General features: G+C 63.1%; 13 protein-coding genes. All 13 read right to left on the minus strand.

Going from position 1 to position 16,434, the window contains the following annotated elements; translation table 11 throughout:
- Positions 1-13: 13 nt before the first annotated feature.
- Entirely contained in the window at positions 14-1,552 is a 1,539-nt protein-coding gene (locus BCY88_RS05860; RefSeq protein WP_120343357.1) for an amidase, read from the minus strand.
- A 25-nt stretch (positions 1,553-1,577) separates the two neighbouring features.
- Complete coding sequence (locus BCY88_RS05865) at positions 1,578-3,212, minus strand: ABC transporter substrate-binding protein (RefSeq protein ID WP_120343358.1); 1,635 nt, start codon at positions 3,210-3,212, stop codon at positions 1,578-1,580.
- A 3-nt stretch (positions 3,213-3,215) separates the two neighbouring features.
- Complete coding sequence (locus tag BCY88_RS05870) at positions 3,216-4,265, minus strand: aldo/keto reductase (protein WP_120343359.1); 1,050 nt, start codon at positions 4,263-4,265, stop codon at positions 3,216-3,218.
- Positions 4,266-4,303: 38 nt separating this feature from the next.
- Complete coding sequence (locus BCY88_RS05875) at positions 4,304-5,923, minus strand: ABC transporter substrate-binding protein (protein WP_120343360.1); 1,620 nt, start codon at positions 5,921-5,923, stop codon at positions 4,304-4,306.
- 63 nt (positions 5,924-5,986) lie between these two features.
- A complete protein-coding gene (locus tag BCY88_RS05880; RefSeq protein ID WP_120343361.1) occupies positions 5,987-7,045 on the minus strand; it encodes an ABC transporter substrate-binding protein in 1,059 nt (352 codons plus the stop codon).
- 27 nt (positions 7,046-7,072) lie between these two features.
- Complete coding sequence (locus tag BCY88_RS05885) at positions 7,073-8,287, minus strand: LLM class flavin-dependent oxidoreductase (protein ID WP_120343423.1); 1,215 nt, start codon at positions 8,285-8,287, stop codon at positions 7,073-7,075.
- A gap of 313 nt (positions 8,288-8,600) precedes the next feature.
- On the minus strand, positions 8,601-9,842 hold the full coding sequence (locus BCY88_RS05890) for an SfnB family sulfur acquisition oxidoreductase (protein ID WP_120343362.1): 1,242 nt from the start codon (positions 9,840-9,842) through the stop codon (positions 8,601-8,603).
- Between the two features lie 48 nt (positions 9,843-9,890).
- On the minus strand, positions 9,891-10,838 hold the full coding sequence (locus tag BCY88_RS05895) for a TauD/TfdA dioxygenase family protein (RefSeq protein WP_120343363.1): 948 nt from the start codon (positions 10,836-10,838) through the stop codon (positions 9,891-9,893).
- Positions 10,835-12,244: an LLM class flavin-dependent oxidoreductase gene (locus BCY88_RS05900; protein WP_120343364.1), complete on the minus strand. Its 1,410-nt coding sequence runs from the start codon at positions 12,242-12,244 to the stop codon at positions 10,835-10,837. Before BCY88_RS05900 ends, BCY88_RS05895 begins: the two co-directional genes overlap by 4 nt.
- A 46-nt stretch (positions 12,245-12,290) precedes the next feature.
- Positions 12,291-13,157: an ABC transporter ATP-binding protein gene (locus BCY88_RS05905; RefSeq protein ID WP_120343365.1), complete on the minus strand. Its 867-nt coding sequence runs from the start codon at positions 13,155-13,157 to the stop codon at positions 12,291-12,293.
- 91 nt (positions 13,158-13,248) lie between these two features.
- Positions 13,249-14,022: an ABC transporter permease gene (locus BCY88_RS05910; protein ID WP_120343424.1), complete on the minus strand. Its 774-nt coding sequence runs from the start codon at positions 14,020-14,022 to the stop codon at positions 13,249-13,251.
- Between the two features lie 162 nt (positions 14,023-14,184).
- Positions 14,185-15,036 carry an ABC transporter permease gene (locus BCY88_RS05915; protein WP_120343366.1) on the minus strand — a complete coding sequence of 284 codons (852 nt, stop codon included), beginning with the start codon at positions 15,034-15,036 and terminating at the stop codon, positions 14,185-14,187.
- A gap of 16 nt (positions 15,037-15,052) precedes the next feature.
- Positions 15,053-16,120 carry an ABC transporter substrate-binding protein gene (locus BCY88_RS05920; protein WP_120343367.1) on the minus strand — a complete coding sequence of 356 codons (1,068 nt, stop codon included), beginning with the start codon at positions 16,118-16,120 and terminating at the stop codon, positions 15,053-15,055.
- Positions 16,121-16,434: the final 314 nt, after the last annotated feature.

A 16,434-nucleotide genomic window follows, 5' to 3' on the forward strand; every position in this document is an offset into this window, starting at 1 on the left:
ATGCCGCCCTCGCTTATCGGACCGCGCCCGCTTTTGCGCCCGCTTCATAACCGGGTGGCACGAGAAAGCCGCCGTACGCTTGCTCCAGCAGGCGCGCGAAGGCAATCGGCGTACGGTCCTCGAGCCACGGGCCGACCGCTTGTGCGCTGACCGGCAAGCCGTCGTCGTCGAGACCGAGCGGGAAACTGGTGGCCGGCAAGCCGGGCAACACGGGCAGACCTGCCCAATAGAAGAAGTCGAGGAAACGCACCTGGCGCACACCGTCTTCGTAGGCCACCGGATAGGTTCGCGCGTCTTTCGGCTCTTCATGGTTGTGGCGAAACGCGGGCACCGGCGCGACCGGCGTCACGACCACGTCGAACGATTCGAAAAGCCGTTCCCATTCATGACGCAAGGCATGGCGTCGTTCGTCGGCTTTGAGCCAGTCGCGGTGCGCGAGTGTGGGCGCGCGCAGCCAGGCGGCATCGGCGCTGTCGTCGTCCGCGGCGAGTTGGGCGAGCCGTTGCCGGGCTGTTTCGCCTGGAGCCGGCGGCTCGGCGAGCGACGAACCCAGCAGCGTCCGGTACAACGGGTGCGCGCGGGCCAGATCGGGCAGCAGACCGGCGGGCAGGTCGGCGGGGCGGCTTACCTGCGCGCCCTGGGTGCGCAGACGTTCGACCACACGCTCGGTCACGAGGCGTTCCGACAGGCTGCGTTCCGTACCGGGCCATGTGTCGATCACCAGCACGCGAAAATCGGCGAGCTGGGCATGGCGTGCGGGCGGCAAGCTCACGCGCCACGCTTTGGCTGTCAACGGATCGCGATTGAGCAGTAGATCCAGTGCGAGTTCCAGGTCACTCGCACTGCGCGCCAATGGACCCGCCACGCTCAGATCGCGGGCGGAAAAGCGTCCCGGCGGCGCACCCGCGCCCTTGAGCGAGATGAGGCCGTAACTGGGCTTGTGACCGTAGACGCCGGTAAAGTGCGCAGGAATGCGAATCGAGCCGCCAATGTCGGAGCCGAGCTCCAGCGCGACGTAGCCTGCGGCAAGCGCCGCCGAAGAGCCACCCGACGAACCACCCGGCGTGCGGTCCAGATCCCATGGATTGCGCGTCAGGCCGTAGACCGCGTTGTAGCTTTGCAGGTCGGTCAGACTGATGGGCACGTTGGTCTTGCCGATGATCACCGCACCAGCTTCACGCAGCGCGGCGACCGCAAGCGAATCGCGTTCGGCGCGATTCGCCGCGAAAGCAGGGTTGCCGACGCTGGTGACGAGTCCCGTCACATCGAACGACTCTTTCACCGTAACCGGTACGCCGAGCAATGGGCGCCGTTCGCCGCGCGCCAACGCGGCATCGGCCTCGCGAGCCGCGGCGCGCGCCGCTTCGTGGTCGTGCGCGACCACGGCGTTCAGCTCGCTGTCGAAGCGGGCAATGCGCGCGAGGCTGTGTTCCAGCAGTTCGACCGCTGAAACGCGGCCATCGGCGAGGGCTTGTGCCTGCTCTCCTGCGCTGGCGAAAGTCAGTGCGTTGAGAACGGCGGACTTCGGATCATCCAGTTGATGGGCGGTCATGATTGGCGGGTCTCGTTTCGACGTGTCAGGTTTTGGGTTCGATCCACGTGTCGGACAAATCCCCGGCGATGAGATCGATGCTGTTGGTCAGGTTGTGCACCCTTGCGTGATAAACCTGCACCGCGGGCACCGTGACGAGCGGCAGCACCGGCAGGTCGCGGCCCACAATCTGCTGGATCTGACGGAACGCGGCCGCGCGGCGCGTCTCGTCGGTTTCGATGGCGGCCTCGCGAAACAAATCGTCGACTTGCGGATTCTGATAGTGCGACGCGTTGATCCAGATGAGCGGATGCTTGACGCCGTCCGACCAGTAGATGCGTTGCACGCCGACGGTCGGGTCGTAAAGACGGCCTAGCCCATTCAGGTTCAGATCAAACTCGCGCGCCGTGTAAGCCCGGCGCAGATAGGTCGGCAGGTCGCCGTCCAGAATCGTCGCCTTGACGCCGACGCGCGTTAGCGCCGCGCGCAGGTACTCGGCGGTGCGCCGGAAATCGGCGCCGGTGATGTAGTTGATCCTGAGCGCGAAGCGTTGCCCGTCGGCCTGTTTCGGATAACCTGCTTCGTCGAGCAGGCGGTTCGCGGTGCTCAGGTCGAAGGGATAGCGGAACGTGCTGTCGTCGTAGTAGCTCGCCAGCACGGCGGGCACGGGCGAATCGACCACGTTCGAGCGCTTGTAGAAGACGTTGTCCTTGATGAAATTGCGGTCGATCGCGTGCGCGATGGCCTTACGTACTTCAGGCTTCGCGAGTATCGGGTTTTCCACGTTGAATTCGAGGAAAGCCGCGTTATTCAGGTACGCATCATAGCTATCGTCGATTCTCAGCTGCGGCAGTTTCGCGAGCCGGCCAAGGTCGGCTAGCCCGACGCCCGTTGCGGCGTCGACTTCGCCTGTTTCGAGCGCGGCGGAAATGGCACCCTGATCGGGCACGATCCGGTAGATCACACGGTCGAGGAGCGGTTTGCCCGGGCGCCAGTAATTCGGATTCCTGCGCAGACTCAGGTAGCTGCCGCGCACCCATTTGTCGAAGATGAAGGGGCCGGTGCCGATCGGCGCGGTGAGATTCGGGCTTGTCAGCGGATCGCCGTCGCCGTAGCGGTGTTGCGGCACGATCGGCAATTCCGCCGACGAGAGCGCCTTGATCAGATAGGGCGTGGGCTTGCCGAGCACCACGACGGCCGTCAGCGGATCGGGTGTATCGACCCGCTCCACATTGGCGAGGGTGATGCGTCCGCGCGGTCCGAGGCGCTTTTGCGTGAGGATCGAGTAGCGCACGTCGGCCGAGGTGAAGTTCTCGCCGTCGTGCCATCTCACGCCCGGCCGCAGTTTGAAGGTGTACTGAAGGCCGTCGGCGCTGGTGCTCCATGCGATCGCGAGTAGCGGCTGCGGCCTGAACTGCGCGTCATAGCGCAGCAGCCCCTCGGTGATTTTGGCGCTGATGTTGCGGATCACCGTGTTGGTGTCGAGCAGGGATATCAGCGACGGCGGCTCCTGTGGCACCGCATAGGTGAGGGTGCCGCCCGGGGACGGCGTGGCGCTCTGGCCGGCCGACGCTGCCGTGGTGGCCGCGGCCGCATTGGCAAGCGCTGGCCAGGCCGCCGTCGTGCCGGCGGAAAGAAAGGCCAGCGAGGTATGCAGGAATTGGCGACGGTCGAAGCTCATGGGCTACCCCTGCTGAATGGCGGCCAGCGCGTCTTCGGACGCCCCGTGCCGCGCAATCCGCCCAAAGAAAGGATGACCCGGATCGTTGAAACCCGGCGTCGACGGATGCCCGCTCGTGACGAGCGAGTCGACGAACGCTTCGTCTTCAGGCGTCAGCCGATAGCGCAGCGCCGGCAGATAGTCCTGCCATTGCGCTTCAGTACGCGGACCGGCGATTGTGGAGCTGACGTAGCGGCTATTGAGCACCCAGGCGAGCGCGAATTGCCCTGCGGAAAGTCCCCGCGCTTCGGCATGCTCGCGTACACGCCGCGCGAGTTCGAGCGATTCGGGACGCCATTCGGTCTGCTGCAGGCGCCGGTCGCTGCGGCCCGCGCGGGTGTCTGAAGCGGGCGTCGCGCCTGGCTCATACTTGCCGGTCAGCACACCGCGTGCCAGTGGGCTGTACGAAATCACGCCGAGCCCGTAGCGATGCGCGGCCGTCAACTGTTCGGCTTCGGCCTGGCGATTGGCGATGTTGTAGAGCGGCTGGCTTGCCACGGGTCCATCGAGTCCGAGCGCCTCAGCGGTATGGCTGAACTCGGCTATTCTCCACGCGCGATGGTTCGATAGCCCGTAGTAGCGCAGTTTGCCTGCCTGGATCAGCGCGTTGAGCGCGCGCACGGTTTCCTCGACCGGCGTCTCGTGATCTTCGCGATGAATGTAGAGCAGATCGATGTAGTCGGTATTCAGGCGTTTCAGGCTGGCGTCGACCGCACGCACGATATGTTTGCGCGATGCACCACGTGCGTTGATGTCGCCGCTATCGAGCGGATTGGCGAACTTGGTGGCGAGCACCCAGCGCTCGCGCTGCGCGGCGATGCTGCGGCCGACAACGCGCTCGGATTCGCCTTTGCCGTAGACGTCCGCGGTATCGATCGAATTGACGCCTTGCTCGTGAGCCTGATCGATGATGCGGGCCGAAGTGGCTTCGTCGGTCGGGCCGCCGAACATCATCGTGCCGAGCGTCAGGGTCGAGACCTTGATACCGCTGCGGCCGAGTTGTCTGTATTCCATATGAGTGGGATTCCGTGAGAATGTGAGTCGAAAGAGGCTTAGCGTTGCAGCCAGACGTCGGTGAAACTGGCCGAAACACCGTCGGGCGAGGTCGTGTGGTTATGCACCGCACGCGAATAGACGGTCAGGTACTGAGGCGACACGAGATTGATGTCCGGCAGATCACGTTCGAGAATGCGTTGAATCTGCGAGAACAGTTGCTTGCGCTTCGCTTCATCGGTTTCTTCGGCCACCTGAGCGAACAGCTGATCGATCTCCGGATTGCTGTAATGCGAGCCATTGGTAAAGGGCACGCCACGCCGGAAATTGTTGCTCGTGTATAGACGGGCCACGCCGACCACCGGATCGAACAGATTGCTCATCCCGTTGATGCTGAAATCGAAATCGCGGTCGGTATAGATACGCTTCAGGTACGCGGGCAGGTCCTGGCTGCGCACGGTGACGGTAATGCCGACGCGCGCCAATGCCGATTTGACGTAAGCGGCGGTGCGGGCGGGCAGGTCGCCGATCGGCAACGGATCGACCGTCAGGGCGAACCGTGTGCCGTCTGCCTTGCGCGGATAGCCGGCTTCGTCGAGCAGCGCGTTGGCGTGCTCCACGTTGAACGGATAAGGCGTAGGCGCGGGATCGTAATAGGGACTCGACGGAATGATCGGGCTTGCGAGCGGCGTCGCGTAGCCGTAGTAGATCACCTTGCGGATCACTTCGCGATCCAGCGCCGATGCAATCGCCTGACGTACCTTGGGATTCTTCAGCACCGGGTTGTCGAGGTTGAACTCGATGCGCGCCACGCCTGCCTGAAATTCGTAGCCGCGTGTCTCCAGCCCGAGCTTCGGGTTGCCTTTCAGGCGTTCGAGATCGGACAGCGGGACCGGCGAATCGCCGCTCAGATCCACCGAGCCGTCTTCGAATGCAACCGTGCGGGCGGCGGGGTCGTTGATCACCTTGACGACAATGCGGTCGAGCCACGGCTTGCCTGTGTCCCAGTAGTCGTCGTTACGCACGTACTCGATATAGCTCCCACGTACCCATTTGACGAAACGAAACGGCCCGGTGCCGATCGGCGCGTTATTGGCGGGATTGGTCAGGACGTCCGTGCCGTCGTAGATGTGCTTCGGCACGATTGGCGTTTCCGACGAGGAAAACGCCTTGATCAGATACGGCGCCGGTTTCGACAGCGTAATGACGACGGTGTAGGGGTCCGGCGTCGCGACGTCGGTGACGTTGGCGAAGGTGGTCTTCGCACGCGGATGGACCTGCCTGAGCGTCTGGATCGAATACGCGACGTCGGCGGACGTGAAGGGCTTGCCGTCGTGCCATTTCACGCCATGGCGCAGATGGAAAACGTATTTGCGGCTATCGTCGCTGACTTCCCACGACGTGGCGAGCGACGGCTTGGGCTGGAACTTGAAGTCGTACTCGAGCAATCCTTCCACAACCTTCGGGCTGACTTTCAGCACGTTGGTCGCGGTGGTGGCCAGATCGACGAGGGCGGTCGGCTCCGGTGTGACAATGAAGTTGAGCGTGCCGCCCCGGGTTTGCGCGTGCGAAAGCGGGCCCGATAGCGCGAAGGCGAGCGTGAGCATCCATCCAAGTGCGCGGTTGAACAGGGGCTTGCCGCGGCGGCATGGCGCCGCCTGCGATGTGACATGTGCCATCGTTGGGTCGAGCGAGAAAAGGAGAGGGGCGCAAAACGAACGCAAAACGGACGCAAACCGGACTCAGACCGAAGACGTGAGTGCCTGCCGTCGCGCGAGCGCTGCATGAAGGGGCGTGGGGTCCACCCACGCGTCGAAATCGAAGTCCGCTGGAATGAAGCCCCATGTGAACAGAAAACGTTTGAAGTCGGCGAGGGCGGCAAGCGCATGAGGATCGAGGCCGATCGCCAGTTGCCGATGCAGGCCGCCCGGGTACGCGCGCTCAACCCAATGCTCGGCGCTGCGCGTTTCGCGCGCAACGTACTGCGTGACCTCCGTCGCGTGGCGGGCGGCCCAGTCGCCGGTGTCGAGCGTGCGCGCCAATACGCGTTCGACCAGATCGGGGCGCTCGCGCAGCAGTTGCGCATCCACGGTCAGCGGACGCGGCGTGCCGTTATTCGCGTGCAATGCGCGATTGGGCTGGGCGCTGATGTCGACGAGAATCCTGGCGTTGAGCAGGTTCGTTATATCGAGGCCGGTCGCGCCTTTGACGAACACGACGTCGGCTTCGCCGCGCAGCAGCGCCTCGGCTTCACGCGCGAATTCGTGCGGGCGTTGCGCGTCGAGCCAATCGGCGAGCGGCGCGTCGCCGGCGGGTTTGGCGTCTTCCAGACTGCGTGGGGTGTGCGGCAGATCGACCAGATCGATGTCTTCGAGCTGCACGCCCAGCACGCCGAGCAAGGATGAAAAACCGCGCAAGGCGGTCGTGCGGTGAAAGTCGACCACGCTCGCACGCGTATTGAGCGGAAATCCGAAGCGGCGGCCGGCCAGCGATTCGGGGTTCGTGTCGAGTTGCCGATCCAGCGTGATCAGCGCCTGGAATTCATCCACCCAGCTCACGCCGATCAGGCGGGTGTCGCTGCCCTGGGCGCGTGCCCAAAGCGCGGGAATATTGCCGCCCTGACGGAACGACCATGGCTGCGTATGAGTGAAATGCGAGCGGCGAATCTGCACGTCGTCGGCATCCTGCAGCGCCTTGACATCGATTCCGTCGGCAGCGAATTCTTCTTCCAGCCAGCCTTTTTGCACCGTGATGCCGAAAGGCGTGGGAGCGGGGCAGCGCGTGTACCAGAGTCGGCTCATATGTTCACCTATGTGTTTTGTGTGCCATCAGTAGCGCAAGCCGGCTTCGCGCAGTAGCGGCAGCACGCGCTCGCCGAAGAAATCAAGATCGGGCTGAAAATCGAAGAAACTCAACTGCACGCCGTCGACGCCGGCCTGGTGCAAGCGCACGATGTAGTCGGCGACCTGCTGTGGCGAGCCGACGATGGAGATGTTGCCGCCCACCGCGCGCGCAGCCGCCTGATTGCGCTGTTCCGCGTTGCCGCGCCAGGCGTGGGCGTCGCTATCGAAGCGGTGGAAACTGCCTTCGTCGCCGTGCGCGACGATCGCGTCGCGATACGCACGCGCTTCCGCCTCCGTTTCGCGGCAGATCACCATCGGGTTGATCAGCGTGCGGATCTTGCGGCCGTGCCTGGCCGCTGCGGCTTTCACGCGTGCCGTGTGAGCCGGCAACGCGGCCAGCGCTCCTTCGATCTCGGAGCCGGCAGGGCTCGTGATGAACACGATGTCCGAGTAACGGGCAGCGAAGTCGATGCCGGCATCGGAGCCGGTCGCATTCACCAGCAAGGGACGCCCATAGCGTGGTTTCGGTGTGACAAAGGCCTTGTCCAGCTTCCACGAAGAAAGCTCGGGCGCGAAGCTGAAGTTCTCCGGTTGCGCCCAGAGTTGCTGCACGGCGTCGAGAAACTCGGCGGCGAGTTCATAACGCCGGTCATGTTCGATACGGTGCCAGCCGAACATCTCATGTTCGATAGCGCGATGCCCCGTGACGACGTTGATCCCCCAGCGACCCTTCGAAATGTGATCGAGCGTAGCGGTGAATTTCGCGAAATGCAACGGATGCCATGGACCGTAGAGCACATGGCTGGTCGCCACCAGAATGATGCGTTCGGTACGCGCCGTCATTGCGGCGAGCGACATGAACGAATCGAGTGCCTCGCCGTTGAATACGCCGCCGTAGCCGCCCTTCGGCAACCACTGCGACAACGCGAAGACGAGATCGAAACCGAGCGCTTCGGCTTTCTGCACCAGTGCCAGGTTGTAGTCGAATGACCAGTCGGTGGTGCGCGCAAGTGTCGAAGCGCTCCAGCCGCCTGCCTGAATCGGCAGGAACAGCCCGAGCAGCAGAGGCTCCTCCAGCGCGCGCGATACCGGGCTATCCGCGAAACTGGTGGGCGAGCGGACCGCAACGAAAGGAGATGCGTTAGACGTCGTGTCGCCAGAGGTTGTCGACGTGGGCGACGTGAGCGAGGGCGCGCTCAGAGTTGAGTGAGTCACAGTGTGTATCCGTGCCGACCGGGTTGAAGCGGCGTGTGTTTGACGAAACGGCTTGGGAAATCGCTGCGCGCGGGTGAGTCGACAGTGGGTGCGCGCGGCGCGAGGACTTAAGTGTCTGCAGTAGATCACGCGAGAGTTGGCAATGCATAACAACGAATTCTGCTATTTATTCGAGCTGAAAAACGATGCTGCGATATGCGTGCTATAGCGTGATTGCCGTGCGCCGTAACGCGGATTCTGTCTGGCTGTGCGTGGCGATGCCGCGCAACGGGTTTTTGGATTTCCGGCTACGGCGAGTTCAGGTCTGTCCGCCATTGGGTGGTTTGACGTCGTTGAGATAGAAGTCGCCGACGGCGGCGTATTTCCAGCGCACCGGGTCATGCAGCGTATGAACGCGGGCATTGCGCCAATGCCGGTCCAGACTGAATGACGGATGCGTCGCGCGCGTGCCCGCCAGTTCGAACAGCTTGTTGCTGGCGTCGATTGCGATTTCCGTCGTCAATGCCTTGGCTTCGGCCACTGCGATCGAGGCCTTCGCCAGCGAATCGGGATGCGGGTCGGCGAGGTATGAGTCGATCTCGCGTCCCGCGCGCTCCGTCATCGCTTCGGCCGCGTGCAGCCGGGTCTTCAATTCGCCCAGCTGGAAGATGACATACGGATCGGCGTGAATCGGTCCCGTTGGCGGATGGGACGGGTTTGACGCGCGCTGCCGGATAAACGCGATCGTCGCGTCGATTGCCGCACGTGCGATGCCGGCATCGATACCGACGTGGCTGATCTGCGTGATGGCGTTTTGCGGCCACGCTTCGTAGCTTTGATAGATCGGCAGGACGTTGAGTGCCGGCACCCATACGTCGTCGAAGGTGACTGTTCCGCTTGCGGTGGTCTTCTGGCCGAAACTCTCCCAGTCGTCGACGATGGTCATGCCCGGATGTCCGGCAGGCACGATCGCCACGATGCGGCGGCCCTGTTCATCCTGACCGATTGTCGAGACGTAGTCCGCAAACAATGCGCCGGTTGCATAAAGCTTGCGGCCAGACAGGCGGTAGCCCTCGCCCTCCGGCGTAATGCTCATCCGGGGGCCGGGAACCGGCTGAGGTCCCGCGTCGACGTTGGCGTTACCGAAGCGCGCACCGCGAAGGATCGCACCGAGAAAATGGGCGCGTTGCTGTTCGCTGCCGGTTTTCCAGAGCCAGAATACTGCGCTGTTATGGTTCTGCTGGATTTGCGCGATCGACGGGTCGGCCGCGGCAAGAATCGCGAACACGCGCCCGACCGTGACATAGGAGACCTGAGCGCCGCCGTAGGCCCTGGGTACGGTCATCGCCCAAAGTCCCGCTTGCGAACAGGCATCCAGTTCTGCGATCGGTAAGGTGCGTTCGCGATCGCGGCGCGCGGCATCGACGGCGAAGCGGCTGGCGAGATGTTGCGCAATGCCGATTGCCTCGTCGTCGGAGGTGATGATGTGCGCCGGTGGGTAGACGCGCGTTGTGGTCGCCGTGCTTTCGGCGGCCACAACGGATGAGACCTGCAGAGTCATCGGTAGATCCGGGCAACCCGGTTGGAAAGAAAGTTGGAGGCGTGATACTCAGTTCAACGCGACTGCCGCTGCGGCGCTCACCGGTGAGCCTTCGATCGCCACGGACGGTGCGCCGTCCGGGCCGACAGGCACGTCGCCGACAAGCGTGGTGCGATACAACTGCCGGTCGAAGTCGAGATCGAAAATATCGGTGGGGGCGAGGTGAGCCGTCGCGCGGTTGTCCCAGAAGGCAATGCTGCCGGCTTCCCATTTGAAACGCACCGTGAATTCCGGCCGCGTCACGTGTTCCCAGAGCAGTTCGAGCAGCGCCTGGCTTTCGCGTGGCGTCACGCCGACGATCGACTTCAGGAAGCTCGGGCTGACGTAGAGCGCCCGCTCACCCGTTTCCGGATGCACTCTGACAAGCGGATGCTCGGTAACGAGAATGCGCTCTTCGACGGCTTTGACAAAGGCTTCGGTGCCGCTCGCGCCGGCCGGCGGCGTGAAACGATGCAGCCCCCGCAGCCCGTCGACGAACGCGCGCAACGGCGCGGAGAGCTTCTGATAGGCAGCCACGAGGTTCGTCCACTGCGTATCGCCGCCATAGGGCGGAATCGTCACGCCACGCAGGATCGAGGCCCAGGGTGGATTGACCGCGGCGGTGACGTCCGTATGCCAGCCGGTCCAGGGGCGTTGCAGCGTTTGCCCTTCAAAGCGCGTGGCTTTGCGGTACTTCGAGACCGAATAGACCTCCGGATGACCTTCGACGTGGCCGAAGACCGGATGTCCCAAGGTCAGTTCGCCAAACTGCGCCGAGAACGCGACATGCTGTTCATGCGTCAGGAACTGCTCGCGAAAGAACACGACGCGCCATTTGAGAAGCGCCGCGCGAATTTCCGCAATCTGGCGCGCGTCCAGCTGCTGCGTGAGATCGACACCGTGAATTTCAGCGCCGATATGCGCGGAAAGCGGGGTAACCTGAATCGACTGAATGTCCTGCAATGCGGCTGCGCTCATGCGAAGCTCCTCGTGGAAGAGAGCGTGGCGGACACCTGTTTCGCCACGTCGGTATAACGGTTGGCAGGTCGCGGCAGCCCGAGATTCTCGCGCAGCGTGCGCCCCTCGTATTCGGTGCGAAAAAGTCCGCGCCGTTGCAACTCAGGCACCACCAGTTCGGTGAACTCAGTGAGCCCGCCCGGCAGCCACGGCGACATGATGTTGAAGCCGTCGGCGCCTTCTTCTTCGAACCACTGTTGCAACTGGTCCGCGATGCTTTGCGGTGTGCCCACCACCTGTTGATGACCACGCGCGCCGGCAATGCGCAGGTACAGATCGCGGATCGTCAGGTTCTCGCGCCGCGCGAGGTCGAACAGCAGGCGTTGGCGGCTTTTGCCGCCGTTGGTTTCCGGCAATTCGGGCAGCGGGCCGTCGACGGGATACCGGGACAGGTCCACGCCGCCCGACATATTCGACAGCAGCGACAGACCGACGGTTGGATGAATCAGGTCCTGCAGCGCCGCGAATTTCGCATCGGCCTCTTCCTGGGTGCGGCCGATGATCGGAAAAATGCCCGGCATGATCTTCAGATGGTCCGGGGCGCGCCCGTATTTCGCGAGGCGCCCCTTGACGTCGCGATAGAACGACTGCGCTTCATCGAGCGTTTGATGCGCAACGAAGATCACCTCCGCGGTTTGCGCCGCGAGCTCACGCCCCGCCTCCGAGGCACCGGCTTGCACGACGACCGGCCACCCCTGCGGCGAACGCGCGACGTTCAGCGGTCCGCGCACCTTGAAGTGCTTGCCGGCGTGGCCGAGTACGTGCAGCTTGTCCGGGTCGAAATAGACACCGCTTGCCTTGTCGCGGATAAACGCGTCGTCTTCCCAGCTATCCCACAGGCCGGCCACCACATCGTAGAATTCGCGCGCGCGTTCATAGCGAACCGCGTGTTCCGGATGGCGTTCGAAACTGAAGTTGAGCGCCTCGGATTCGGTGCTCGACGTGACGAGATTCCAGCCCGAGCGTCCACCGCTCAGATGATCGAGCGAAGCGAATTTGCGCGCGAGGTTGTACGGTTCGTTGAATGTCGTGGAGACGGTCGCGATCAGGCCGACATGTTTCGTCACGACCGAAAGCGCGGATAGCAGCGTCAATGGTTCGAAATGATCGGCGCGCGCTGTGCGCGAGAGCGCGGGCAGATTCGTATCGCGTACGCTGACGCTGTCGGCGAAAAACACAGCGTCAAATTTGGCGCGTTCCGCGATCTGCGCAAGTTCCGCATAGTGGGCGAAGTCGAGTCCACCGCTCGCGTGCGCGTCCGGATGCCGCCATGCGGCGATATGGTGACCTGTCTCCATCAGGAAGGCGCCCAGTTTGATCTGCCGCTTCTGCTGCTGTTGCTGCTCTTGCCGACTCTCACCGCTCATCGTTAGCTCCGTGAAGGGTTTCTGTAGTTGGGGGATGCGGCGGAGCTCACCACGCGAGCCGCCATTCGGCGAACGGCGGGCTCGCGGCCGGAATGCGCGTGCCGCCGTGCGGCGGTTCGTCCTCACGAGGTTGGCGGCGTGCGCCGTCGTGCTCGGCGAAATCCGCCAGCACCTCGTCGCGCAAACGAATGAAGCGGGGATCGTTACGCTCGCGCGGACGCGGCAACGCCACATCGACGATCCGTTTGATGCGGCCCGGTCTTGGCGCCATCGTGACGACCCGGTCGCCGAGGTATAGGGCTTCGTCCACGTCATGCGTGACGAGAATCATCGTGATGCGTTCGTGTTCCCAGATGCGTTGCAATTCGTTCTGCAAACGGCCGCGCGTGAGCGCATCGAGCGCGCCGAACGGTTCGTCGAGCAACAGCACGCGCGGGCGGTTCACGAGGCCGCGCGCGATCGCCACGCGTTGCGCCATCCCGCCCGACAACTGATGCGGATACGCATTTTCGAAGCCGTTCAGGCCGACGAGTTCGATGTGCTGCGCGACCGCCTCGCGTTTTTCACGCACCGACAGCGGCGCGTTACGCAACGCGGCGAGAATGTTTTGTGACGCCGTGAGCCACGGAAACAGACGGTGATCCTGAAACACGATGCCGCGTTCGAGCGATGTATCGCGTACCTTTTCTCCGGCCACGACGATATCGCCCGAGTAATCGGTATCGAGGCCCGCGATCAGACGCAGCAAGGTCGACTTGCCGCAACCGCTCGATCCGAGCACGCTGACGAATTCGCCGGGACGCACCCGCAGGCTGATGTCGTCGAGTACCGCGAGCGGTGCGCCGCCTTGCTGCGCATAGCGCTTGCTGACGTGGAGAATGTCGATGCTTTCGGCAAGCGTGGAAGAAGTCATGAGCGGGCCTTGATCGATGTTCAGGGTAAATTCGGTGCGAGTTCTTTCTGTGGGCGGCCTGTGTGTCCGTGGCGAATCTCGAATACGGTGTTTATCGCGCGGGCACCTGCGAACGGCGCGCGAAGATCGCCCGTTCCACCGCACGCGCCAGCGCGTTCAGCGCCCAACCGGTCACGCCGACCACGATCACGCCGAACAGCACCAGATCCATGCGGAACTGCTCGCTGCCGTCGATCAGCGTATTGCCGATTCCGCTACCGGCCACCAGCAGATATTCCGCGCCGAGTGTGGCGAGCCACGAGTAGATCAGCGCGAGATAGATGCCGGTGAAGATCGACGGCAGCGCGGCCGGCAGAATGACCGCGCGGATCAATTGCCAGCGCGAATAGCGAAACGCGCGCGCGACTTCGATATAAGCGCGCGGCACCGCATGAATGCCGTCACACGTGTGCGCGGCAACCGGCAGCAAGGCCGCGAGCGAGAGGAACACGATTTTCGCCGCATCGCCAAGACCGAACCACACGGAAATCAGCGGAATCCATGCGAACAGCGAGATCTGTTTGAACGTGTCGAAGCTTGGGCCGATCATGCGTGTGGCGAGCCGCGAGAAGCCGAGCACGCTGCCGAGCAGCAGGCCGCCTAATGTGCCGATCACGAAGCCGCTGGCTTCGCGCGCGAGCGACGCGGAGAGAGCCTTGAGCAGCGCGCCGCTGACGATCTGCTGCCAGGCGGTGGCCAGCACCTGTGCGGGGCTGACCAGCAAGCCGCTTTTGATCAGATGCGCCTCCGAGACGGCCCACCAGATCGCAATGGCGGCGATCGGCAAGACCGCGCCGCGCCAGTCGACGCGCTCGTTGACGCGCATAAGCAGCGGCCGGCGCGGCTGTGCCGCGCGCTGGAAGGCGGCGGGCACATTAGCGCAGTCGCAAGACGCGGTGTCCGGTTGCTTCGATCCGGCGGCGCGCCTGAAAATGGCAAGACTCATCGTAGATACCTCATAGGCGATGCGTGACAGCGGTTTCTGTCATCACTCGCGGAACGCCGATGGTTGACCGCGCCGCAAACGTGCTTCGAGCGCGTCGAGCGAACGATTCATCACGTAGCCGATTGCGCCGACCACGACCACCGAAGCCATCACGAGGTCGAGCTGAAATAGTTGCCGCCCGTAGACGATCAGATAGCCGAGTCCTTCGGAAGAGGCCACGAGTTCGACCACCACCAGCGCGAGCCAGGCCTTGGTGAACGCGAGCCGCACACCGGTGGCGAGCGTCGGTACAGCAGCAGGGAGCACGAGGTAGACGATGCGCTGCCAGCCGTTGTACTCGAATACGCGTGCGACTTCATCGAGTGAAGCGGGTGTCTGACGGAATCCTTGCAGCGTGCTCAAGGTCACGGGAACGAGCGCGGCATGGGCGATCAGGATGTACTTGAGCGGCTCGCCAACACCGACGAGCAGCAACAGGAAGGGCAGCCAGCCGAGCACCGGGATCTGCACGAGCGCATTGAAGCTCGGCAGTACGTAGGCTTCGAAGCTGCGCGACAAACCGAGCGCCGCGCCGAGCGCAAAACCTAGCAGCGTGCCCACAGCGAAGCCCACCAGGACGCGCTGCAGACTGATCAGCGTATTGCTGGCCAGATCGCCGCTTTTCGCGAGTTCGACGAAGGTGTCGAAGACACGCTCGGGTGGCGGCAGGATTTGCGGCGCGATCCAGCCGCGTTCGCAGCCCACCGTCCACAAGGCAAGCAGCACAGCGGGCAGTACCCATGGTGCAAGACGCCACGCCAGCGCGCGCAATTGGGCGTTGCGATGGAGCGGCGTGCGAAGCGCGGCAGCGTGGGTGAGCCGCTCGCGGTCGGCCTGGAGTGCGGTGTCGCTCATCGTGATCGATCCCGGTTTAGCTGAGCGGTTTACCGGCGGCGTCGTAGCGCGTCCAGTAGTGGTCGAGTTTCTGGGCGCGCAGCGCGTTGTCGAGATACTTCGTCTCGAACCAGTTGTCGACTTCGACCGGCTGGCGGATCAGTTTGAGTTTCAGTGCATCCGCTGCGACCGCCTTATAGCGTGCGACGATAAACGGGTCGATCAACGGCGAATTGCGGTCTTTCAGACTTTGATTGGCGAACTCGGCCTGCCATGAGGAATAGGGCACGCCGCTTTTCGCCCACAGCTTGAAGAGCGCATCGCGGTTCGTTTCATCGGACGACCACTGCGCGCCTTTGACGACCACATTGACGACGCGTTGCACGATATCCGGATGCGCGCGATCGAAGTCGTCGAGTACCAGCAGATGCGCCTGGCGGGTGAACTGCGGTCCATCGTTCTGCGATTCGTAGACGATTTTCGCGAGACCCTGGTCGCGTAGCTTGTACAAATGGTAATCATTGAAGGATGCATCGATCCCTTTTGAAGCCAGCGCGGCAAGCGAGCTGGCGGAATCGAGATTGATCACGCGAAGATCCCGCTCGTCGAGTTGATTGGCGGCGAGTGCGTTATCCGCGACGAGTTGCAGATTGGTGCCGCGAAAGATCGACACGCGCCGGCCTTTCAGGTCCTTGATCGAGCGAATATCCGAATCTGCTGGCACAGCGATTTTGACGCCGACGCGCACGCCCGAAGCGAGCAACAGATGTGTTTTCAGTCCATTGGCACGGCCGAGCACCGAGGGCAGATCGCCCTGATAGGCGAAGTCGAGCGACTGGTTCGCGATCGCTTCATTCACTGCGGGGCCGGCGCCTTTGAAGAACAGCCATTCGACCTTGATGCCGTCGGCGGCGAATTCTTTCTCGAGCGACTGCTGCAATTGCACGGTCGCGGCCGGCGAACCGCCAAAGGTAGGCGGATCGCCATTGCCTTGTTGCGCAACGCCGATGCGAATCACGGTGGGCTTGTCGGCGTACGCGTGAACCGCGGCGAACGACAGGACCGCCATGGCGACGAAAGATTTCAGCAGACGAAAATGGCGCATGCGGCAATACCAGTCGAGTGAGAGGAGTGGGGCGCCAATGCTCGGGTGAGGCAAATAGCTGGCACTACACGGTAGATTCGCGTGCGCTCGAATCCAACCAATCATTCCTGATAAGAAAATCTGCAGGAGTTCGAACCTGCTGCCGGCATAGGGCCGTGCGGCACTAGTGTGGTGCAGTTTTGGAAGAAGCACGCGAGTGGACGAATCGCCTTGAAATACAAATAAGCAAAGCGAAATTTGTTGGTTTGGGGAAGCCGGCAGCGCCGTGATACTTGATCGTCCAATGGCCACGCGATTCGATCTCAGCGTATCCG

Origin of the sequence: Paraburkholderia fungorum, from assembly GCF_003610895.1 — a bacterium.
GTDB lineage: Bacteria > Pseudomonadota > Gammaproteobacteria > Burkholderiales > Burkholderiaceae > Paraburkholderia > Paraburkholderia fungorum_B.